The sequence below is a fragment of the Cellvibrio sp. ARAG 10.3 genome, from assembly GCF_051846955.1.
Taxonomy (GTDB): Bacteria; Pseudomonadota; Gammaproteobacteria; order Pseudomonadales; family Cellvibrionaceae; genus Cellvibrio.
Genome location: NZ_JBPYCU010000006.1, coordinates 61237 through 81307, shown reverse-complemented (window position 1 = coordinate 81307; position 20071 = coordinate 61237). Strand labels below are relative to the sequence as shown.

20 protein-coding genes and 1 other RNA gene are annotated in these 20071 nt (G+C 53.6%); 6 read left to right on the top strand and 15 right to left on the bottom strand.

Annotated elements, in window-relative coordinates:
• Nucleotides 1–21: 21 nt before the first annotated feature.
• The 10 genes from ACSV5M_RS09735 to ACSV5M_RS09690 form a co-directional block, all read right to left on the bottom strand.
• Nucleotides 22–573 carry a hypothetical protein gene (locus tag ACSV5M_RS09735; protein WP_439175858.1) on the bottom strand — a complete coding sequence of 184 codons (552 nt, stop codon included), beginning with the start codon at nucleotides 571–573 and terminating at the stop codon, nucleotides 22–24.
• 163 nt (nucleotides 574–736) lie between these two features.
• Nucleotides 737–1054 carry a DUF3301 domain-containing protein gene (locus ACSV5M_RS09730; RefSeq protein WP_439175857.1) on the bottom strand — a complete coding sequence of 106 codons (318 nt, stop codon included), beginning with the start codon at nucleotides 1052–1054 and terminating at the stop codon, nucleotides 737–739.
• 146 nt (nucleotides 1055–1200) lie between these two features.
• Nucleotides 1201–1410, bottom strand: coding sequence for a cold-shock protein (locus tag ACSV5M_RS09725; RefSeq protein WP_304441697.1), 210 nt, complete (start codon nucleotides 1408–1410; stop codon nucleotides 1201–1203).
• A gap of 292 nt (nucleotides 1411–1702) precedes the next feature.
• Complete coding sequence (locus tag ACSV5M_RS09720; protein ID WP_439175855.1) at nucleotides 1703–2053, bottom strand: hypothetical protein; 351 nt, start codon at nucleotides 2051–2053, stop codon at nucleotides 1703–1705.
• Nucleotides 2054–2112: 59 nt separating this feature from the next.
• Nucleotides 2113–3162 carry a Gfo/Idh/MocA family oxidoreductase gene (locus ACSV5M_RS09715; protein WP_439175853.1) on the bottom strand — a complete coding sequence of 350 codons (1050 nt, stop codon included), beginning with the start codon at nucleotides 3160–3162 and terminating at the stop codon, nucleotides 2113–2115.
• An 89-nt stretch (nucleotides 3163–3251) separates the two neighbouring features.
• The gene (locus tag ACSV5M_RS09710; RefSeq protein ID WP_439175851.1) at nucleotides 3252–3746 is read right to left on the bottom strand and encodes an MgtC/SapB family protein; all 495 of its coding nucleotides are present in this window, start codon (nucleotides 3744–3746) and stop codon (nucleotides 3252–3254) included.
• A 29-nt stretch (nucleotides 3747–3775) separates the two neighbouring features.
• Nucleotides 3776–4996 carry a UbiH/UbiF/VisC/COQ6 family ubiquinone biosynthesis hydroxylase gene (locus ACSV5M_RS09705; RefSeq protein ID WP_439175850.1) on the bottom strand — a complete coding sequence of 407 codons (1221 nt, stop codon included), beginning with the start codon at nucleotides 4994–4996 and terminating at the stop codon, nucleotides 3776–3778.
• On the bottom strand, nucleotides 4993–6264 hold the full coding sequence (gene ubiH, locus ACSV5M_RS09700; RefSeq protein ID WP_439175848.1) for a 2-octaprenyl-6-methoxyphenyl hydroxylase: 1272 nt from the start codon (nucleotides 6262–6264) through the stop codon (nucleotides 4993–4995). Before ubiH ends, ACSV5M_RS09705 begins: the two co-directional genes overlap by 4 nt.
• A gap of 51 nt (nucleotides 6265–6315) precedes the next feature.
• Entirely contained in the window at nucleotides 6316–7629 is a 1314-nt protein-coding gene (pepP, locus tag ACSV5M_RS09695; RefSeq protein WP_439175847.1) for a Xaa-Pro aminopeptidase, read from the bottom strand.
• Between the two features lie 22 nt (nucleotides 7630–7651).
• Nucleotides 7652–8230, bottom strand: a complete 579-nt coding sequence (locus ACSV5M_RS09690) for a UPF0149 family protein (protein WP_439175846.1) — start codon at nucleotides 8228–8230, stop codon at nucleotides 7652–7654.
• A 238-nt stretch (nucleotides 8231–8468) separates the two neighbouring features.
• Between ACSV5M_RS09690 and ACSV5M_RS09685 the strand changes: the two genes are divergently transcribed.
• The 4 genes from ACSV5M_RS09685 to ACSV5M_RS09670 all read left to right on the top strand — a co-directional run bounded on the left by ACSV5M_RS09685 (nucleotide 8469) and on the right by ACSV5M_RS09670 (nucleotide 9930).
• On the top strand, nucleotides 8469–8675 hold the full coding sequence (locus ACSV5M_RS09685; RefSeq protein WP_439175845.1) for a TIGR02449 family protein: 207 nt from the start codon (nucleotides 8469–8471) through the stop codon (nucleotides 8673–8675).
• A 29-nt stretch (nucleotides 8676–8704) separates the two neighbouring features.
• A complete protein-coding gene (locus ACSV5M_RS09680; RefSeq protein ID WP_439175843.1) occupies nucleotides 8705–8998 on the top strand; it encodes a cell division protein ZapA in 294 nt (97 codons plus the stop codon).
• 107 nt (nucleotides 8999–9105) lie between these two features.
• Nucleotides 9106–9284: non-coding RNA, 6S RNA (gene ssrS, locus ACSV5M_RS09675), on the top strand.
• 40 nt (nucleotides 9285–9324) lie between these two features.
• The gene (locus tag ACSV5M_RS09670) at nucleotides 9325–9930 is read left to right on the top strand and encodes a 5-formyltetrahydrofolate cyclo-ligase (RefSeq protein ID WP_439175841.1); all 606 of its coding nucleotides are present in this window, start codon (nucleotides 9325–9327) and stop codon (nucleotides 9928–9930) included.
• A 58-nt stretch (nucleotides 9931–9988) separates the two neighbouring features.
• On the opposite strand, the gene ACSV5M_RS09665 is transcribed toward ACSV5M_RS09670, so the two are convergent.
• The 3 genes from ACSV5M_RS09665 to ilvA all read right to left on the bottom strand — a co-directional run bounded on the left by ACSV5M_RS09665 (nucleotide 9989) and on the right by ilvA (nucleotide 14938).
• On the bottom strand, nucleotides 9989–10120 hold the full coding sequence (locus tag ACSV5M_RS09665) for a hypothetical protein (protein WP_439175840.1): 132 nt from the start codon (nucleotides 10118–10120) through the stop codon (nucleotides 9989–9991).
• A gap of 390 nt (nucleotides 10121–10510) precedes the next feature.
• Entirely contained in the window at nucleotides 10511–13084 is a 2574-nt protein-coding gene (locus tag ACSV5M_RS09660; RefSeq protein ID WP_439175839.1) for a family 20 glycosylhydrolase, read from the bottom strand.
• 339 nt (nucleotides 13085–13423) lie between these two features.
• Nucleotides 13424–14938, bottom strand: coding sequence for a threonine ammonia-lyase, biosynthetic (ilvA, locus tag ACSV5M_RS09655; protein ID WP_439175837.1), 1515 nt, complete (start codon nucleotides 14936–14938; stop codon nucleotides 13424–13426).
• A 134-nt stretch (nucleotides 14939–15072) separates the two neighbouring features.
• Between ilvA and rpiA the strand changes: the two genes are divergently transcribed.
• Nucleotides 15073–15750: a ribose-5-phosphate isomerase RpiA gene (rpiA, locus tag ACSV5M_RS09650; protein ID WP_439175836.1), complete on the top strand. Its 678-nt coding sequence runs from the start codon at nucleotides 15073–15075 to the stop codon at nucleotides 15748–15750.
• Here rpiA and ACSV5M_RS09645 read toward each other — a convergent pair.
• Nucleotides 15747–16292, bottom strand: a complete 546-nt coding sequence (locus ACSV5M_RS09645; protein WP_439175835.1) for a methyl-accepting chemotaxis protein — start codon at nucleotides 16290–16292, stop codon at nucleotides 15747–15749. The two genes, rpiA and ACSV5M_RS09645, sit on opposite strands and share 4 nt — an antisense overlap.
• Before the next feature lie 267 nt (nucleotides 16293–16559).
• On the opposite strand from ACSV5M_RS09645, the gene ACSV5M_RS09640 reads away from it, so the two are divergent.
• Nucleotides 16560–18896 carry a methyl-accepting chemotaxis protein gene (locus ACSV5M_RS09640; protein WP_439175833.1) on the top strand — a complete coding sequence of 779 codons (2337 nt, stop codon included), beginning with the start codon at nucleotides 16560–16562 and terminating at the stop codon, nucleotides 18894–18896.
• Nucleotides 18897–18924: 28 nt separating this feature from the next.
• On the opposite strand, the gene ACSV5M_RS09635 is transcribed toward ACSV5M_RS09640, so the two are convergent.
• Nucleotides 18925–20001: an endonuclease/exonuclease/phosphatase family protein gene (locus ACSV5M_RS09635; RefSeq protein ID WP_439175832.1), complete on the bottom strand. Its 1077-nt coding sequence runs from the start codon at nucleotides 19999–20001 to the stop codon at nucleotides 18925–18927.
• Nucleotides 20002–20071 lie beyond the last annotated feature (70 nt).

Sequence of the window (20071 nt, the reverse complement as noted above, 5' to 3'; positions counted from 1 at the left end):
TCGTAAAATAGAATCTAGCGGCTACTGATTGAATTGTTGTTTCACCTGTTTAACGCAGGATTTTTTCTCCTCACCTTTCAGGCGCTCACACTTTTCCAACGCCAATTGGTAGTCGGCTTCACTGATTTCGTCCAATGCGTCCTGATGGGCTTCGCGCACTTTTTGATTGGCTTTCGCCACACTGACGCGTTGTTGATATTCCAGCTGCGCACGTTTAAGGCAAATATCCTGTTCGTTACCTTTATGTGCCTGACACCTGGTTTCCGCGACCTCCAGTTCCGCATCGGCGTATGAGATCAATGCGTTTGTCTTTGCTTCCGGCGTATTTTTTTCCTCTGATTCCGCATCAGCTTCCTGCTTTTTTCTTTCTGCTTTTGCTTCCGCAATGCAAACATCCTGCGCATGCCCTTTTAAGACATCACACAGTTCCCGTGCAGCCACATACTCTTTTTCGGCGCGCTGCATATTGGCTTCATATTCGGGCGACGATGAAAAAGGCACTGCCCCTGCTGCGGCTGACAGGCACAACAAACCAATAGAAAAGGCCGCTGTTTTTATAAGGAAATGATTCATGGCGTCTACCATCCTGGCTGATGAACGAATAGCTTGCGCGCCCGCCCAGGCAGATTCAGTACGTTTGCAAACATTAATGCCAACAAAGCGGGAAGCGTGGTGAAAGGAGTTAGGGCGTGTAGCCTCAATTGCTCAATCAGGTGCGCTAATTAATAGGGGTCGATCAATGAAAGCGGTGCGGTTCCAGTTGCACGGAACCCAGGTGGGAGCCCAGCATTAATACGCGCCCGGCATAGCGATCTTCACCGGTTACCGTAAATTCAAAATAGAACGCGCGCCAGAAACGGAATTGCCCGCGGCTATCGCGCTTGAACCACAACCGGCGTAAATGTACATTCTGGTCCAGCATCTGCACCTGCATCTCTGCACAATGCCGTTGCGCCGCGACGAAGGCCATTTCCTTAATCCTCAATGCATTAAACCAGTAGTAGATAACCAGACCGAAGAGGATGAGCCAGAAGAGTGCCGTGATATCAAACATGAGCGAATAAACACAGAAAGGAACTGAAACAGCTATCGGCTTCAGCACAATAAAGGAGGAGGAGCACCCATGGCAAAGGCGCCAGAGGCAAGGATAAAGGGGATGGTGAAGTGATCGTCATCCCCTTGAAACATAACTGCTCTTAGTTAGAGAGGAGTTACGTTCTCCGCTTGCGGACCTTTTTGACCTTGAGTCACTTCGAAAGTCACTTTTTGACCTTCTTTGAGCGTTCTACGACCGGTGCCGTTGATAGCACGGAAGTGAACAAACACATCTGAACCACCTTCACGCTCAATAAAACCGTAACCTTTGTCGTCGTTAAACCATTTAACAACACCAGAGACCAGATCTGACATACTTTCCTCGTCTTGCATAAAAAAGCCAGCGATGCTGACCAAACATTAAAACCGACTTTATTAAAAGCCAGGGTGAAATAGCTTATTAATAAAGCTATTGCTAAGGTCGTGGTGCGTACCAAGGGGCCGAGCAAACGGAGGTAACCTCACAAAAGCCGTCGTCTTTGGACGAATCTCAATCTGTAGCAGTTCAAAATTAAAGCACTTCGCCTATGTGAGTTCAAGAGATTATGGATGAATTTAGACAATATTCGACGTTTTTTATAATGGAAATCAAACGCTGCATAGGCAACTAACTATGATCGCTTTCGCGCGTGTTATTTGTCGCAGCCTTTTTGCCTAATGTTTCATGAAGGTAGATTGCCAGACCGATGACTAAAAAACCCAACAACATTACCCAGCGCTTTATGCTTTCAAATTCATAGCCCAGCTTTGCCAGTTGGTAACAAGCCAGAGCCCAAGCCGCGCATGCAAAATAAGCCCAACGTTGTTGGCGGTTAACGCCATACAGGATCACGCCGGTAACCGCTGCCCAAAAAACACCATAAAAATTGGCGAAGCTTAAGAAGCCCATCAGTGACGCCAGCAATATTAACTGCAATAAAACATTCAACACTTTTGTTACAACTGTCACCTTCGCCATCACCAGTACCATTAAAACTTTTGTGTGTTACCAATCTACACCATTTGCACAATTTGTTGTCAGCTTGTCGATAAACGCACTGGCAATGTGCACTGCTGTTGCGAACTTGCCTGTGCAAGTTCAAGCATACGCAACGCCAACAAGGCTTGTTGCGGCGGCGTTAACAAGGGTTCGTTGACGCATAAATGTGCATGAATATTTCGATAAAAATCCTGATAGTCGCCCGCCACCGTGGGGTATTTTTGTCTCCCCTCATCGTTGTGTAAAACACCCCATTCGCTTTCGGTTTCTTCCGACCATCCCTCTGTGGTGGGTTTAATACCCGCCAGTAAACGCGGCTCCTGGATATCCTGCTGCTGTTTGAGGTAGGTGCCTTTTTCGCCGTGGATAACGTACGCCGGCGCCGGCTCCCGCGCCAGCAATGAACCGGTGAGGGTTACGTGAAACGTCGGGTAGTCCAGACGCACATTGAAGTAATCATTTACCTGGCTCGCCTGTCGCTGGATACGTAAGTCGGCGGTAAGCGCGTGCGGCAAACCAAATAACAGCAAGGATTCATCCAACAGGTGAATACCAATGTCGTAGAACAACCCCGCCGCCGGGTGGTGTTCTTCTTTCCATTTTTTCGGACCGGGTTGCGGTCGGTAACGCTCCACACTCAGCGCAAAATGTCTTAACTCGCCGACGCCGGATTCCGCCAGCAATTTGCACGCCGTGCGGTAACCGGAAGCAAATCGGCGATTGTGGTACACAGACAACATCAAGCCCTGCTGTTGTGCCAGTTTTACCAGGGCCTCGCCTTCTGCCACTGTAGGCGTAAATGGTTTTTCAACAATGACATGTTTACCGGCCAGCAAAGCGGCTTCTGTCATTGGATAGTGCAGGGGATTTGGCGTATTCACCACGACAATATCAATGGATGGATCACGCAGAATCTCGTCGTAATTGCGGACAATGTGGGCATCGGGAAATTGTGCACTGGAATCCGTGCGTGTGCGCTCCAGAATTTTTACCAGTTCGAAATCCGGATTCGCGTGGATGAACGGCGCATGGAACAGGCGGCCCGACATACCATAGGCAGCCAAGGCTACACGCAATTGTTTAGGCATATATCACATCCGATCAACAGGGAGGGTTTGATGAGGTCGGTTCGGTGTAGCTTGCATCTCATGAAAAAAGACTCGGGTACGTTGAGTCCTTAATCGGAACTGTGTTTGGAACGGTCGCGCCAGCCCTGATATTTGCGATGCACACCGCGCGTCAGTGCCTGGGAATAATCTTCCAGCAAATCCACACCAGTGAGCACAAAGACAACAATAACTGACAGCTTGATGGCCGAGAGATCGTAACCAATCGCAATGCAGACGCCGATGGCAGCCAGGGCCCAAATGGTCGCCGCCGACGTCACGCCGAGCACCACACCATCGCGCGCCAGCATAACGCCAGCACCGAGAAATCCGATACCGGTTATGACCTGCCCGATGATGCGTGAAGGATCAGTAGCATCTGTCTGAACCAGCGTTGCCGCTGAAATAAAAACATAGGTGCCCAGGGTAATCAGTGTCGAGGTACGAATACCCACCGGCTTGCCGCGCAACTGCCGTTCCAGGCCGATAATAAAACCACACAGCACTGCCGTGCCGATAGAGTGCCATTCAAAGGGTGCAATCGAAATAATGTCAGCAAGCGTCATTGCACACCTCGGCAATTAATCCTCATCACTTACACTCCCATAACCTGCTTCACCAGATAATTTTTCAGTAGCGGTAAATCATTGAATTGTTGCAGCCCGATATTGCGTAACAGAGTGACTTCCAGCGAGCGATGGCCAAACAAACGTTTGAAACCTTCCATCGCACTCATCATGCCCAGGTTGCTTGCCAGGCGCTGCCGCTGGTAGCGACGCAGAATGGAATAGTCGGCCAGAGGAATGTTGCGCACCAATGCCCGCTCAATTTCGCCAGCCAGGGCGGCCGCATCCAGCAAGCCGAGATTGACGCCCTGCCCGGCCAGCGGATGAATATTGTGGGCGGCGTCACCCACCAACACGATGCCCGGTTGGCTATATTGCTGTGCATGACGCTGGCGCAAGGGTATGCAAAAGCGCTCGGAACACTGTTCGATTTTTCCCAAACGATGTTCAAACGCCGCACCCAGGCGGGCGCAGAATGTAGCGTTATCCAGATCCATTAATTCTTCTGCCAGCGGCGTATCGGCCGACCAGACGATGGAACAGTAATGTGCATCACCTGCTTCGGACAATGGCAAAAAAGCCAGCGGGCCGGTGTACATAAAACGCTGCCAGGCGGTATAGGCGTGGGTTTCGCTGGTACGAACCGTGGCCACAATGGCCCGTTGCTGGTAATCCCATTCGCGGGTACGGAAGGCGGCCAGCTCACGGACGCGTGATTGCGCACCGTCAGCCGCTATCAATAGCGGCGCTCGCAGGGTATCCCCATTGCTCAGGGTGATCTGGACATCCGGTTGCATCGGCTGCGGGCCGCGCAGATCCACAACGCTGGCCGGCTGTAATACCTCCACCTGTGGCAGCTGCGCCAGGCGCTCACGCAAGGCCCGCACAGCTACTGAATTCTCGACGATATAACCCAGGCATTCCTGCCGCACATCGGCGCTGGAAAAATGAATTGCCGCGGTACCCTCACCATCCCATACATGCATATCGCGGTAGGCACAGACGCGCGCCTGCTGCATCGGTTGCCATACCTGCAATCGCTCAAGCCATTGCCGGGAGGCCGGTGTCAGTGCCACCACCCGCGGGTCAAATTGTTCGCCGCTATAGCTCGGCATATCACCGCCGGCCTCAACCAGCGCAATGCGCAGGGGTTTTGCCGGCGCCAGCACCGCCAGTGCACAGGCCAGACTGGCCCCGACCAAGCCGGAGCCAACCAAAATCAGATCATAGTTTTTCGTCATCGGACTCATGCGGATGTCGCTCCAGAATCAGAGCTGCGCCAGCGCGGACTGCGCCCCGCTGTTCCCATGGTATGTTCAGCAAAATACTGTTTGGCTGCCGGTAACGCCGCCAGACTGATAAAACCCAGGTGACGCAAGGCAATCAACGGCAAACGGTCCGAAGAAAACAAACGCACCAGACGATCGCTGAAGGTAATCGTCACTGCTTGATCACGTTGTTGCCGTTCAAGGTAGAGTTGCAAATCGGCCAGGTCTCCCAGGGTTTTGTGCAACCGCTTTGCTTCTGCGAGTGTTTCGGTCAGAACAACCCCATCGCGCAACGCCAAGTTAAAACCTTGCCCGGCAACCGGGTGTAAAAAATGCGCGGCGTTGCCCACCAGGACCACACCGGAACGGACCTGCTCGCGTGCGGTAACCAGCTGCAACGGAAATGCATGGCGTTGGCTCACACGCACAAACCGCCCCAAGCGATAGCCGAAACGCTGTTGCAATTGCGCAAGAAATGCTGCATCCCCGAGATTCATAGTCTGTTGTGCTTCATCCGGCGGTAATGTCCACACCAGTGCCGACCGCTGCCCTTGCGCTGTTTCACTCAAGGGTAAAAGAGCCAATGGTCCCCGGTCGGTAAACCGTTCGTAAGCGATGCCACGGTGCGGCTCAGAAAATTCCACATTGGCAATCACGGCAGTTTGCCTGTAGTCCACCGTTTCGGTATCAATGCCCAGCGCGCGTCGCAGCGGCGAATCACCACCGTCGGCAATAACAGCCAGCTTACAGCGCAATTCAGTCGGCGCGCCCTTACACTCCATTAGCAGGCGAACACCTTGCTGCTGCGGAATCAGTCGCTGTACGCGGGCGGGCGAGTAACAGTGAATATCGGTTTGCTGTTGGATATGGTCTGCCAGCACATCTCCCAACCAGGCGTTTTCCACGACATAACCCAGGGCTTCGATGCCTTGCTCGCTGGCATCAATCAGGCTACCAGCAAGATGACCGCGGTCCGATACGTGTACCTGACGAATGGCCGTCGCATGCCGTTCAAGCTGTTTCCATATACCCAACTGGCGGAAAATCTCGACGCTGCCATACGACAGCGCCGTAGAGCGAGCGTCAAAATGCGGGGTGTAATCCGATGGGGTGTCCGATGATAAAAAAGGATACGCTTCAATCAAGGCGATCCGCCAGCCGCAACCGCTGGCCGAAAGCAGGCTGGCGAGGCTGCTACCCACCATGCCGCCGCCGATGATGGCGATATCAAATTGCTCAGAAGTTGTCATGGGTAACGGCTGGGTGTTGAGTGCAATAAAAAAGATGGCGGCGCGGTAAGGTTAGCCCGCCATCAGTGCTTCAATGTCATCCACACGCTTCGGCACATCGCAGGTCAGGATTTCACAGCCATCTTTGGTAATAGCGACATCATCCTCAATGCGAATACCGATACCGCGCCATTTTTTGGCGACGCGTTCATTGTCCGGCGCAACATAAATACCCGGCTCTACGGTCAATACCATACCCGGCTCCAGTACGCGCCATTCGCCGCCGACCTTGTAGTCGCCGACGTCGTGCACGTCCATACCCAGCCAGTGGCCGGCGCGGTGCATGTAGAATTCTTTGTAGGCTTCGCTGGCGATCAGGTCCTCGACTTTCCCTTCCAACAACCCGAGTTCGACTAGGCCTTCTGTAATTACCTGGACCGTGGCGTTGTGCGGGTCATTCCAGTGATTACCCGGTTTTACCGTGGCAATGGCTGCTTCCTGGGCGCGCAAGACAATCTCGTACAGGGCTTTTTGTTCAGGGGAGAAGGTGCCGTTTACCGGAAAGGTGCGGGTGATATCCGCTGCGTAACTTTCCAATTCACAACCCGCATCAATCAATACCAGATCACCGCTTTTCAACGGCGCGCTGTTCTCAATGTAATGCAGGATACAGCCATTTTTACCGCCGCCCACGATACTGTTGTAAGCGGGCGCGCGGGCGCCACTCATACCAAATTCGTGGAGTATTTCTGCCTCCAGTTGATATTCCATCAACCCCGGTTTGCAGAGTTTCATAGCGCGTACATGGGCGCGGGCAGAAATTTCACCGGCTTCGCGCATCACACGCAATTCGGCAGCACTTTTAAACAAGCGCATGTCGTGCAGAAAATGACTCAGGTCTAAAAATTCACCCGGTGGTGTAGCGCCGGAACGGACCTTGGCGCGAATGGTGTTCACCCAGTCCATGACCTGCTTATCAAACTCACTGTCTTTGCCCATCGCGTAATACACGCGCTCGCGGCCTTCGATCAAGCCAGGCAGGATGTCATCAATGTCATCGATAGGAAATGCATCGTCCGCTTCGTATTCACTACAGGCGCCTTCCGGGCCCGCGCGATAACCATCCCAGATTTCCCGCTCACGGTCGCGCTCACGAACAAACAGTACATACTCCCCGTGCGGGCGGCCGGGTATCAACACCAGCACGGCCTGGGGCTCGGGGAAGCCCGACAGGTAGAACAGGTCACTGTCTTGCCGGTAGGGGTAATCGGTATCGCGACTGCGCGGTTTTTCCGGTGCAGCCGCCACGATGGCAATACTGTTAGGCTCCATCAAGGCCATCAGCGCTTTACGACGGCGGGCAAATTCCTGCTTGGTGATTCTCATAGCGACGACAATCTCACACGGGTCAATGAAGGGTGGGCGGCTGTGGTTCGGCAGTCTCCAGTGCCGCCGGTGCAAATTCCATATAGAGTGATGAGGCAGCCATGCGGATATATTCGGTCAGCTCCATATAATCTGTTTCACTGTCTTCATCTTCTTCCACGTCGATATCAATCTGGGCAATCGAGGCCAGGTCGCGCAAGGTTTCCTCAGACTCCTCTGACATCTCCCGCTGACCCACGGCGGCCACGCTGCCGAAGCCGGATAAAAAGCCATAACACCATTGACCCAGCGCCGTCAGGCGTTGCGCAATATCGCTCTCATCATCCGGCAGGATCAATACCAGTTCAAAAGCTTCGCCGCGCAATTGGGTTAACGCGTCCTTATACAACTGGCTCAAGGCAGCCCGCACGGATTCATACGGGGCCTGGGTAAAATCGAGGAATTCAACGGCATCGAGCAACCAGCGGGTTTCGCTCAGGGCTTCACCGCCACACAACTTGCCACACAGCAAACCATGTAACTCAGCGGGGCTATTGAGCGCTCCCAAGGGCAGCAGCAGGTTACACAAATCTTCAAAACGCGAGGAGGATAAATCAGTCATGACACACTCTCTTGAACAATGGCCAAATGCTATCACGATTCCTCCGCTGACCGGGCGAGACATTCTTGTGTGTGCCGTTCAACAGACATTGGATGAAATGAAAAACTATCTTGTTATTCATGCGTTAACGCTGTTTCCTCGAAACTACTTGAATAATTGTGAATAACCGACCCGCAATCATTGACCACCTGCGGAGGGCGCAATATAGTAGCCGCTGCATCATTATTGGCCACTTATCATGTCTGACGATCTTCTACTCTCGCTGGAAACCAAGCTGGATCGCCTGATTCTGCTGTGCAATCGCCTGCAACAGGAAAATGCACAGTTGAAAGCGCGTGAGGGCGAATGGCAACGTGAACGCGAGCGCCTGATCGAAAAGAATGAATTGGCTCGCAGTCGGGTGGAAGCCATGATTGCCCATTTAAAAAGTCTGGATACGGAATAAGCGGCACGCCATCAGCGGAGAATGACCCAGTGAGCAACGAAACCGTTTTTGTGAAGATCCTCGACAAGGAATACCAGGTTGCCTGCCCGCGCGAAGAGCGTCAGGCATTACAGCAATCGGCACAGATGCTGGATGAGCGCATGAAAGCCATCAAGAATACCGGCGCCGTCATCGGACTTGAGCGTATCGCTGTCATGGCTGCGCTTAATTTGAGCCATGAACTGTTGCAAGCGCGCACAGCGGGCGGTTCAACCACTACCGACAAGGCAGATTTGCAACGGCTGAGCGAAAAAATCGAACGCGCGCTCAACAGTCTTAACTAGTCTTTCGCTCGCCTCCTAAAAAGTTCCATTACATTTCCTTACCAGAACCCATCAACCCATTCACAAATGTATTTGCGATTGCCTATTGGTGCCGGGTTATAATTGCCCCTGCCCTGGGATGTTTGCCAACCGACAAAGTCCTTGAGCCGATAAATGTGTAACCGGCAGTACCTCGTTGTGTTCGGTGTGCATGTCCGCCTGACGGAAAGCCTAAAGAACCACAGGTATCGCCACCTTGAGCCGTTGGGTTCAAGGCCCGCTTGGTAGCGGCATTTCCGGGGCATCTCTTCCAGCATCTGCGTTACATCTGTTCGACAAGGCCGCCGATGATCCACTCTGCTCCGTCCCGCTCCGAATTACGCCAACAACTCCGCGCACGTCGCCAGGCGTTGTCACCGACCCAACAGCACCAGGCGTCCCTGGGATTGCTTCGCCAATTGATGAAACAGCCGTTGTTTATGCGCAGCTACCATGTTGCGCTGTATGTCGCGGCCGACGGCGAGATAGATCCGGCACCGGTGGCGCAGCAATTATGGAAGATGAACAAGACGTGTTACCTGCCGGTACTGCGACCGGACAAGACACAACAGATGTGGTTTGTACGCTATGACCCGGACACGCCCCTCAACCCGAATCGTTACGGAATTGCAGAGCCCGATCCGTTTAACAACCATCGCCTGCCGGCCAATTTATTGGATATGGTCCTGTTGCCTTTGGTGGGTTTTGATCGCAGCGGTGCGCGTCTGGGAATGGGGGCAGGGTTTTATGACTACACCTTTGCCTTCAAGCAACAAAAAAGCAAAGGCAAGCCGTACCTGATCGGCCTGGCGCACACCTGCCAGGAAGTCGAACAACTGGAAACCGCGAACTGGGACGTGCCGCTTCACGGGATTGCCACCGATAGAGAGATGATTCTCTGCGGCAAAGCCTGAGCGTACCGACCCGTTTATTGGTCAGCCAGGATATGCACGGGAAGGATTTAGCGGCAACTTACTCTTCGATCTGCGCCGTAATGGCGGCAGGCGCATCGGAATCCTTGAACAGGTCGGACGATGCTATAGCACTGGCAAACACGCCCACGCAAAAAATAAGAACCACACCACTAACAATATCGATTTTCATAGTTTGAGTTATCAATAAAAAAGTTTTCTTTTCACTGCAAGACTTATACCCGACTGCCACTCGGAAAATCCTGCGAGACAGGTTTTACAGCGGACTCAGATCAGCTCCATGCTGCGTATCCATACTCACGCAAAAAAATGGCTTTTTTGTTGCGTCCTCGTACCAAGCGTTTCCCCTTCGTGCTCCTGCCTATCGCTCGCATCGCCACCCGAGCAAAAAAGCGAGAGTGGATATAAAGCATAGACACTGCATTAGCCTAACAACAGTTTTTAGTCAAAAAAATTCCAACTATTTTTTAATTTGTGCATCGTTCCACAGATGAAAAGCACTTATAAACAAAAAAGCCAGACATTTCTGTCTGGCTTTCGCGAAAATAATACCTAACGGTTATTAGAGGCCGGTACTCCGGCTGACCATTTCACCGCTACGTGAGCGCAGCAGCACCATATCCGCCGTTAGCGGAACCGGCTTTTCATAGGCTTTCCAGGTTTCACCCGCATCGACACTGTACTCAATCGCCAGGCCGGGGAAAGCAGTATTGGCCCGCAAAGTCCCGTTTTGTACAACCGCGCCCGGCGGTGGCAGATGCAGTTTCACGCCCGCAGCGATCATCCTGGGCAACTCTTTTATCGCCAGGGCTTGGGCAAATTTGGCCCATTCCTGTTGGCGCTGCACCATATCAGGCTTGTCACCCTCCCACTCCGCCTTGTGCCAGGCTCGCTCGGCGAGCGCAATGAGGCGCGGATAGATCATGGTTTCCACCTGCTCGGCGGTGCGGATGGTTTCGGTCCAGACCTGGCCCTGGATACCGAGAATGTTCTCCGGTTTTTCCAGGCGCGGCAGTTCGCGCCCTACCAAAGCCTCCAGGTTTTCAATGGTTGCGCCGGCGCGGGTTTTGTCGGCATTCGCGTAGAGGTTATCGGGCATATAGCCGAATACTTTGGCGGTGTCCGTGTAACGCGCCGCCCAATAATAGCCGCGCTCTTCCGGGTGCGCTTCGTACGGATGGTCAAAATACAAATGCGTGGCGTGGGAGAGAATCACTTCGTAACCGGCATTTGCCAGACGGTAAGCGCGATCCGCCACACCCCATTCCCAGATGTTGTCCCAGGCATTGGCCATCACTCGCTTGTTATTGAACTGCGCGCGATTGAACGTGTTGTTCGGGTCGTACATCAAACCATCTTCCCAACCTGCCAGGGCCAGACCGCGCTGATTGCTCAGGGCGGCCACGCGACTCACGAAGTAGGGCTTCAGATCCGCCACACCGGCTACACCGCTCTCACTGGCAAACAGGGCCTCGCAGGCCGGTGAGGCCGTCCAGGAACCCGCGCCCACTTCGTCGCCCCCCATATGGAAGGTTTCCAGTTTTAGCCCGGCTTTGCGGTACATCTGCTGCAACTCGTACATCACCTTATCCACGAACGCATAGGTCGAGGGCAGGCACACGTTAATAGAGTTGTCGGTGTAGTTCTGGACGGTGATGTATTTGGAGGTGTCTTGGGGATCAGACAACAGGTACTGCTCGGCTTGCGCTTTTTTGCCCGCAGCGAGTAATTTTTTGTAACGCGCATCCATCGCTTTTACCGCTGCGCGAGCGTGACCGGGCATATCAATTTCGGGGATCACCTCAATATGACGCGCGGCGGCATACTTCAGGATCTCAATAAAATCTTCAGTGCTGTAGTAGCCATTGCCCGAACCGGTTTTGGATGGCCCAGTACCCAGCTGCGTCAACAGACAGGTCTGCTCACTCAGGTCAAAACAGCGGAAGGCGCCGATGTCGGTCAGCTCCGGCAGACCGGGAATCTCAATGCGCCAGCCTTCATCTTCAGTCAGATGCAGGTGCAACTTATTCAGTTTGTAGCGCGCCATTTGCTCAATCAGGCGCAGCGTCACATCTTTACCGTGGAAGTTTCGTCCCATGTCGTAGTGCATCCCACGCCAGCCGGCGCGCGGACTGTCGCTGACTGTGAGCACTGGCAGCGAGTAGCTTTTGGCGGGTTCAGCGGGCAACAGGCTGAGCAAACTCTGGAGCCCGTAGAAGGCACCGGCGTTATCGCTGCCGTTGATGAGGATCTTGTCAGCCGTGATGCTGAGGTGGTAACTCTCGGCTCTTTGCGGGACGCCGTTTTTCTTCGCATCACCGGCATTCACCTGCAACTCAATCACCTTGCCAGACGCCGCCACATGCTGCGCCTGGGCATCCAGCTCCACCCCCAGGGCGTCTTTCAAGCGGGCTTGCAGATACTTTGCCTCACCCGTCAGACGACCGGCGTAGCGAATCTGCCAGCCGGCATTCAGGCTTACATTGCCGCGCTGTATTTTTACGTCCTGCGGCTTGGGGATAATACGTAGAGCGGCTTCGCTGCTATCCAGTGGAATTCCATTGACCGCCTGATTCGCTTCATAGCGCGAGGGTGCCGTGGCAATCGGGAACAGGTCAGGTTCGTTATGGCGTAACAACTGTTCCGGCCGCTCGAAGGCTTCAACAAATTGCCTGGTGTCTTCGGTATCCGTATTGGCGAAGACCTCCGCCTGCAAACCGGGGCGATGGATAAAGGCGCGGGGCATAAAGTCGGTGTAGCTCACCATGGATGAGGACGGAGAATAAGGAATCTCCAGGCTCGCCTTAACGGCCAGGCCGGCGAACTCGGCGGTGGGGCTTAGCTGATGCAAATCACCTTGCACATGGACCAGCATCAAACCCGCCACGGTGGTATCGGCAACCTTACGCACGGAATGGAAATAAATTCGCCAGTCGTTTTTGCCTTTGGGGAGAGCGACGCTCGATTGGTTACTCAGCGTTATTTTTGCTTTAACACCGTCTTTACCGAAGTTACTCACCACACCGAAACGAAATTCAGTCCCCTCAGCAAAGTCTGCCAGTTGCTGCTGACTCAGGCTTTGTGCCAGCCCGGCATTGCTCAATAAACCCGCCAGTAAAAAAACCACCCATCTCATTGTTATGCTCCCGTCGTGTGTTGAGTAACCCTGATGCCGAGCCACTCGGGAATCGAATTGTGTTTCGCCTGATTCAACAGGCACCTGTCACTATCTTAATAACCACCCTATGGCTTAAGAATAGACAACGTTGTCCAGATTACACGAGTTTTTGTCTGGGCCAATAGCTTTCTGCGCAGAAAAGCGACAAATGGCGGGCGAAGTTTCGGTGGGACGAGCGGAAAACCCGCGAAAAATCAGCGGTCAGGCGCTTTAGCGGGAAAATAGCGGATGGGGTAAAGAAAGGTAAATCAAGCGACAAGGGCCTCCGCGCCACCAAGGACGCGGAGACAGGGGAGTTTAGCCGAGGAAAAATTTGTAGGCTTCGTTGCCGGTTTCATCCCAAAAGGGATACCCCAGTTCGCTGAGGAATTTCTTCACCTGGCTACGTTCGGCCTTGGGTACCTGCATGCCAACAAAGACCCGGCCCGATGCAGCACCGTGATTGCGGTAATGGAACATGGAGATATTCCAATGACCCGCCACCCGGTTAAGGAAGGTGTAAAGCGCGCCGGGACGCTCAGGAAACTCAAACCGGTACACCACTTCATCGCCTACATTCGGTGCATGGCCGCCCACCATATGGCGGATATGCAATTTGGCCAGCTCGTTGTCAGTCATATCCACCACGGCGTAACCCTGCTGCTTGAGCTCTGCGACCAGTTCCTGGCGATCCTGCCCACCGCTGCTGACCTGGATACCCACAAAGATCTTGGCTTCGCGGTTATCGGCGTAGCGGTAGTTGAACTCGGTGATGTTGCGCTTGCCCAGCGCCTTGCAAAACTCCTTATAAGCGCCGGGACGCTCCGGGATGGTTACCGCCAGGATGGCCTCGCGCTGCTCACCGATCTCGGTGCGCTCGGAGATGTAGCGCAGACGATCAAAGTTCATGTTGGCACCACAGGCAATGGCCACAAAGGTCTGGCCACTGAGTTTGTGTTCCGCCACATATTTCTTGATCCCGGCTACGCTGACCGCACCCGCCGGCTCGGCAATGGAGCGGGTGTCTTCAAAGATGTCTTTGATACCGGCACAGATTTCATCGTCGCTCACGGTGATTACATCATCTACCGTCTTGCGCAGGACGCGGAAGGTTTCTTCACCGATCTGCGCCACCGCAATGCCGTCGGCAAAGATGCCGACGTGGGGCAGGACCACGCGTTTTTTCTTTTCCAACGCTGCCTTCAGACACGCCGATTGATCCGACTCCACCGCGATAATCTTGACGTCCGGACGCACAAATTTCACGTAAGACGCAATCCCCGCACAAAGGCCGCCGCCGCCCACCGCCACAAAGATCGCATCGATCTTGCCGTGGTATTGGCGCAGGATTTCCAGCCCGATGGTGCCCTGCCCGGCAATCACATCCGGGTCATCAAATGGATGAACGTAGGTCAGCCCTTTTTCTTCCACCAGTTTTTTGGCATGGGCCGAGGCTTCGTCATAACTGTCGCCGTGTAACACGACCTTGGCGCCGCGCGCTTTGACGGCATCCACCTTGATCTGCGGCGTGGTACGCGGCATCACGATGGTGGCTTTAATGCCCAGGTGTTGCGAACCCAGCGCCACGCCCTGGGCGTGGTTACCGGCCGATGCGCAAATCACGCCGCGCTCGCGCTCTTCGGGCGACAGTTGCAATAGCTTGTTATAGGCGCCGCGCAATTTGAACGAAAACACCGGCTGCAAATCTTCACGTTTAAGCAGGACTTTATTGCCGGTGCGCTGGGACAAGAGGCGCGTTTCGTCCAGCGGCGTCTCGACCGCCAGATCATAGATGCGGGCATTCAGGATACGTTTGATGTAGGAATCGGGCATAGTGAAAACTTAGTGTCGAAGGTGAGGAAAAGCTGCTCCGCATAGTAAACAATTTAGGCGCAGCCCGCATTAGGCGCGATGAAAATCCGTATAATGCGTCCCCACTCGATTCACCACGGCGACGGGATTTTTTTATGACACAAGACGAACTCAAACAAGCCGTCGCGCGCGCGGCGGTCGACTACATAGCACCCAAACTCCATGCCGATGACATTGTCGGCGTCGGTACGGGGTCTACCGCCAACTACTTTATTGATTACCTGGCCGACATCAAGGACTCCTTCGCCGGCGCCGTCGCCAGTTCTGATGCCTCCGCCGAGCGGTTGAAAAAACATGGTATTGAGGTGTTCGACCTGAACAGCGTTCATCAATTGGTGGTGTACGTCGATGGTGCGGATGAAAGCAACGCGCAACTGGAATTGATCAAAGGCGGTGGCGCGGCCCTGACGCGCGAGAAAATAGTGGTGGCCACCGCCAAGGAATTTGTGTGTATCGCCGATGAAAGCAAATGGGTGGACATACTCGGCGCCTTTCCCTTGCCGGTAGAAGTCATCCCCATGGCCCGCTCCTACGTAGCACGCGAACTGGTCAAGCTGGGCGGCGATCCTGTGTATCGCGAGGGCGTAGTCACCGACAACGGCAACGTGATCCTCGACGTACACCATTTACAGATTCTTAACCCCAAAGAACTGGAAACTGCTATCAACCAGATTACCGGCGTGGTCACTAACGGCCTCTTCGCCCGCCGCCCGGCGGACGTGTTGCTGCTCGGCACCCAGTCCGGGGTTATAACATTGCGCGCGAAATACTAGACCTGGAAGTTGGCTATCTGCACCGACAACTGGCGCGCCGCGTTATCAAGATTAGTTGCTATGTAGGTTGAATGCTGCGCGCTTTTGTTGGTGCTCTGCACCAGTCCTACCACCCGAATCACATTCTTGTTGATTTCTTCTGCGGCGCAACTTTGCTCTTCCGCCGCGGTGGCAATCTGGGTGTTCATATCGTGAATACGACCCACTGCTGCCGTGATATCGGTGATGGACTGCCCCGCCCGCGAGGCAAATATAGTGGTGGTGCGCGTTTTCTCCTGACTTTGTTTCATCGCCTGCATAGCCTGCGCCGCGCCATTTTGCACAGCCTGGATAATTTGTTGTATCTCTGCTGTAGACTCCTGCGTGCGTTTGGCCAGGCATTGCAGGTGAGCCATGATACTGTTCATCGGTTGTAAAAAACTGACACGCAGGGTGTACCAGATAATGGCCATCACCAGCAAAGCGACCAGAATCACCACCAGTGTGGACCAAAAGGAAATCTGTTCACTGCGTGCACTGGTTGCAGCAACATGTTGCTGCACCTGCGCAGCAATTTCCTGTGCGGCCTTGTACTCCGGCAGTTTAGAAAAATACGGTGAACACCGATATAAGCAGCACAGGTGTCGGCACCCGGCCTGACAACTTCAATAAAATCTTCATAAAAATTTAACAAGATTAACAATAGGCCGTTGCGCCGGGTGGTGCCAGCAAAGAGGTTAAAAAATCGCGCTGGCGCGAAATTGTTTTTGTCATATTTCTGTCACATTCAGCACCTAGAGTTCAGCTTCACCATCTTTCGGTAACGCTTCATGAAAATATCCACGCGCTTGATGCTCGGCGCTATTGCCCTGACAGCGGTCGCGGTGATCTCTGCGGCGGGCACTACCGCATGGCTCGCATTGCAAGACAGCTCTGCCGCCGTTGAAGACTCTATCGAGCAACAGTTCCAGGCTGTTGCAATCAGTCGGGAAAATCAGATCCACGCCCAAATGCAAAGCTACAGCGATCTCTTGCTGTCGCTTTCCCATGGCCGTTTGCTACAGGAAGCGGTGTACGGATTTGTACGGCCGTTTGTGTCTTATCGCTATGAAGTGGAACCCATCACCACCGAAGAATTACGCACGCAAATGCACAACTGGTATGCCACAACATACCAACCGGTATACCGCACACAGACGCATGGTTTAACAGCGCCCTTTCAGCAATGGCTGGACCAATTGAGTCATGAAGCCTTGTTGATCCAGCGTTATTACCTGCACGACAATCCGCATGGCGTGACCGAACTGGCCGCGATGGAGGATCGCGACGATGCCACTATCTATGGTCAACAGCACCGGCGTTATCACAGCAGCTTGCGCGATCTGGTAGAACGGTTCGGTTTTTCTGATCTGTTGTTGATCGACAGCCAAAGCCTGGGCGTTATCTATTCAGTGAATAAAGGACCGATTCTCGGCAGTTCGCTAGATAAAGGGCCGTTCAAGGAGTCGGCACTGGCCGATATTAGCCGGCAATTGCGCAAGGCAAAAAAATCAGACGTTGTTCTTTCGCCCTTCACTCACAGCCGTTTCCGTTTTGAGCAATTGGTGATGTATGTCGGGGTGCCGGTTTACCACGATATGCAAAGCCCGAACAAAGCGATCGGATTTATTGTGGCGGAGATTCCGGTGCAGCGCTTTAGTGACATTATGACCGCACAACGCCATTGGCAATCGCTGGGTTTGGGGAATACGGGCGAGGCTTATCTGGTTGATCAAAGTGGAACCTTAATAACGGAACTGCGCGAAGCCTACGCCGCACCACACACACTGCTGGCACAACTTCGCCAACAGGTATCAGCCGATAACTACGCCGCGATGCAACGTACACAGCAAACCAGTGGCTGGTTAAATATTCGTTCGGAGCCGGTCCGGCGAGCATTGCAAGGTGAAACCGGCATCGCCCTTGAACGTGATTACCTGGGCCGGGAGATGTTCACATCCTGGCGCCCCATGCGCATCGGGCAACAGCAATTTGCGCTGATCACTCAACAAGATCCCCACGAAGCGTTTCATGCATTGGAACAAATGCAGGTCAATATCTGGAGCAGTGTTGCGCTGGCTGTGGTGTTATTGACCGGCATCGCCGCGTGTGCCGCCTTTATGTCTTCCCGTTACTTTGGTGCGCCGCTAACGCGATTGACCCAACAGATTCAACAGGCCGCAAACGACAAAGATCTCAGCACAACATTTATCAGCGAGCGTACCGATGAACTGGGTGATATCAGCCGCGCGCTCAACTCACTCTTCGCCGTGTTGCGAACCACATTGGAAGATGTTGCCCACGCGACGCAACATTCTTTCACTGCTGCCAATGAAAATGCTGCAACCAGCGAACAATGTCGACAGGAAACCGAACGGCAACGACGCGAAGCGCACGCACTCGACAGTGCCGCAACACAAGTAGTGAATGCATTGGGGCAGATGACCCGATCATTAACGCAAATGACGCAGGAAGTTGAAGCTGCAACACGCACCGCCGATGACGGCAAACAGCGGGTCAATGCCGTGGCTTTGCACATGCGCAACCTGTCCGAGCAGGTGGCGCACTCGGGTGACAGCATGGCGGAGTTACGCAATGCTGCCGACAATATTGTTACCGTGTTAGTCACCATCCAACGGGTAGCAGAACAAACCAATCTACTCGCATTGAACGCTGCCATTGAAGCCGCCCGGGCCGGTGAACACGGGCGCGGGTTTGCCGTGGTGGCCGAAGAGGTGCGCCGCTTGTCCTTCGATACACAAGCTGCCACCGGCGAAATCCAGGAATTAATCAATCACCTGCGCAGCACCGTCGACCAAACCGCCAGTGGACTCGCCGCTGAACAGGAAAGTGCCACACGTTGCGTGACTGAATCGGAAACTGCTGAACAGGCTTTGCTGGAAATTCATCGCGCGGTGAAACAAGCCAGCGATGTTATCCGTTCGATTACCCATCATGCAGAACTCGAAAGTGCTCGTGCAGAAGAGATGCGTCAGCGCCTGGCAATTATGGTGCAGGCGGTAAATGAAACAGATCAATCGATAATTCGCGTTGCCAATACCGCGCAGCAGCAACATCAGGTGGCACACCGGATGATTCAGGCCACGCGTCTGTTAAAGATTGCCTAGAGAACCGCTGAAAAATGACCTGTGAAGGTTATGCTTGCGGCTGATGTACATCGCGCGCCGGTTGCGCATCAATTTTTTCGTCGGCCCAAGCCTCTTCACTCGCGCTTGATTCAGGCCCATCCTGTTTTACCCGTTGCGCGGGTGAATACACCAGCGTAATCAACATTGGGAAATGATCCGAACCGAAGGATGGCAAGCGCCGGATATCCTTGAGCGTAAAGTGATCGCTGTGAAACAAGTGATCCAGGGGCCAGCGAACAAACCAGTAATCCGCATGAAAACTGTTGAACATACCGCGCCCGACGCGCGGATCGAGCAAGCCGCTGATCTTGCGAAACAAACGGGTCGTTGCCGACCAGGCCACATCATTTAAATCCCCGGCTACGATAACCGGCAGCTCTGCATCCACCACACTCTTTGCCACCACCAATAATTCCGCATCGCGCTCGGCAGACTCATCATTTTCGCTGGGACTGGGTGGCGCCGGGTGCAGAAAATGCACGCGCACCTTTTGTTCGGACGGTAAAACCGCCAATGCATGCATGGAAGGGATGTTAGCTTCGACGAGAAATTGTATGGCAGTGTCTTCCAGCGGCAAGCGTGAATACACATGCATACCGTAGAGATTTTCCAACGGACACTTTATGGCGTAAGGATAATCATTGCCCAGTACATCCAGTTGCTGTTGCCACCAGGCATTCGTCTCCAATGTCACTAAAATATCCGGCCGCCAGCGATACACCTCACGTAACAAACCAGCGGTGTTTTTATTGGTCGTCAACACATTGGCCGTCATGATGCTAATGGTGTTATTCGCATCGTCTGCCGGAGCCGGCTTCACCTCAAGAGGAAAGAAAGGCGTATATGCGGCAATCCACCACAACTGATAAACCAGGCACAAGGCCGTCAGCCCTACCAACACAATACTGGCGATCTCTGCAAAATCCAGTAAAACCACCTGCAACAACAAAACTGCCGCCGCAACAACCGCAATCTGCAAACGCGGAAAATCCCAACCGCGCACCCACCAGGCTTCATACCGCCACAAGGTGATAAAGGTCGCCAACAACAGCAGGCCATTGAGTAAGGCAAAGATGAATAACATGATGTAGTCCCGATAGCGTAATCAATCCATTGTGCCGCTACAGCGAGCCCCATAAACCCGAGGCGTCAGC

Excerpts from the sequence above, each read along its gene's own strand:
- ACSV5M_RS09710 (WP_439175851.1), bottom strand. The coding sequence starts at position 3,746 with ATGACGCTTGCTGACATTATTTCGATTGCACCCTTTGAATGGCACTCT.
- ACSV5M_RS09635 (WP_439175832.1), bottom strand. The coding sequence starts at position 20,001 with ATGTTATTCATCTTTGCCTTACTCAATGGCCTGCTGTTGTTGGCGACC.
- ilvA (WP_439175837.1), bottom strand. The coding sequence starts at position 14,938 with ATGCCCGATTCCTACATCAAACGTATCCTGAATGCCCGCATCTATGAT.
- pepP (WP_439175847.1), bottom strand. The coding sequence starts at position 7,629 with ATGAGAATCACCAAGCAGGAATTTGCCCGCCGTCGTAAAGCGCTGATG.
- ubiH (WP_439175848.1), bottom strand. The coding sequence starts at position 6,264 with ATGACAACTTCTGAGCAATTTGATATCGCCATCATCGGCGGCGGCATG.
- ACSV5M_RS09725 (WP_304441697.1), bottom strand. The coding sequence starts at position 1,410 with ATGTCAGATCTGGTCTCTGGTGTTGTTAAATGGTTTAACGACGACAAA.
- ACSV5M_RS09685 (WP_439175845.1), top strand. The coding sequence starts at position 8,469 with ATGTCTGACGATCTTCTACTCTCGCTGGAAACCAAGCTGGATCGCCTG.
- ACSV5M_RS09660 (WP_439175839.1), bottom strand. The coding sequence starts at position 13,084 with ATGAGATGGGTGGTTTTTTTACTGGCGGGTTTATTGAGCAATGCCGGG.
- ACSV5M_RS09690 (WP_439175846.1), bottom strand. The coding sequence starts at position 8,230 with ATGACTGATTTATCCTCCTCGCGTTTTGAAGATTTGTGTAACCTGCTG.
- ACSV5M_RS09730 (WP_439175857.1), bottom strand. The coding sequence starts at position 1,054 with ATGTTTGATATCACGGCACTCTTCTGGCTCATCCTCTTCGGTCTGGTT.
- ACSV5M_RS09705 (WP_439175850.1), bottom strand. The coding sequence starts at position 4,996 with ATGAGTCCGATGACGAAAAACTATGATCTGATTTTGGTTGGCTCCGGC.
- ACSV5M_RS09665 (WP_439175840.1), bottom strand. The coding sequence starts at position 10,120 with ATGAAAATCGATATTGTTAGTGGTGTGGTTCTTATTTTTTGCGTGGGC.
- ACSV5M_RS09715 (WP_439175853.1), bottom strand. The coding sequence starts at position 3,162 with ATGCCTAAACAATTGCGTGTAGCCTTGGCTGCCTATGGTATGTCGGGC.
- ACSV5M_RS09735 (WP_439175858.1), bottom strand. The coding sequence starts at position 573 with ATGAATCATTTCCTTATAAAAACAGCGGCCTTTTCTATTGGTTTGTTG.
- rpiA (WP_439175836.1), top strand. The coding sequence starts at position 15,073 with ATGACACAAGACGAACTCAAACAAGCCGTCGCGCGCGCGGCGGTCGAC.
- ACSV5M_RS09720 (WP_439175855.1), bottom strand. The coding sequence starts at position 2,053 with ATGGCGAAGGTGACAGTTGTAACAAAAGTGTTGAATGTTTTATTGCAG.
- ACSV5M_RS09640 (WP_439175833.1), top strand. The coding sequence starts at position 16,560 with ATGAAAATATCCACGCGCTTGATGCTCGGCGCTATTGCCCTGACAGCG.
- ACSV5M_RS09670 (WP_439175841.1), top strand. The coding sequence starts at position 9,325 with ATGATCCACTCTGCTCCGTCCCGCTCCGAATTACGCCAACAACTCCGC.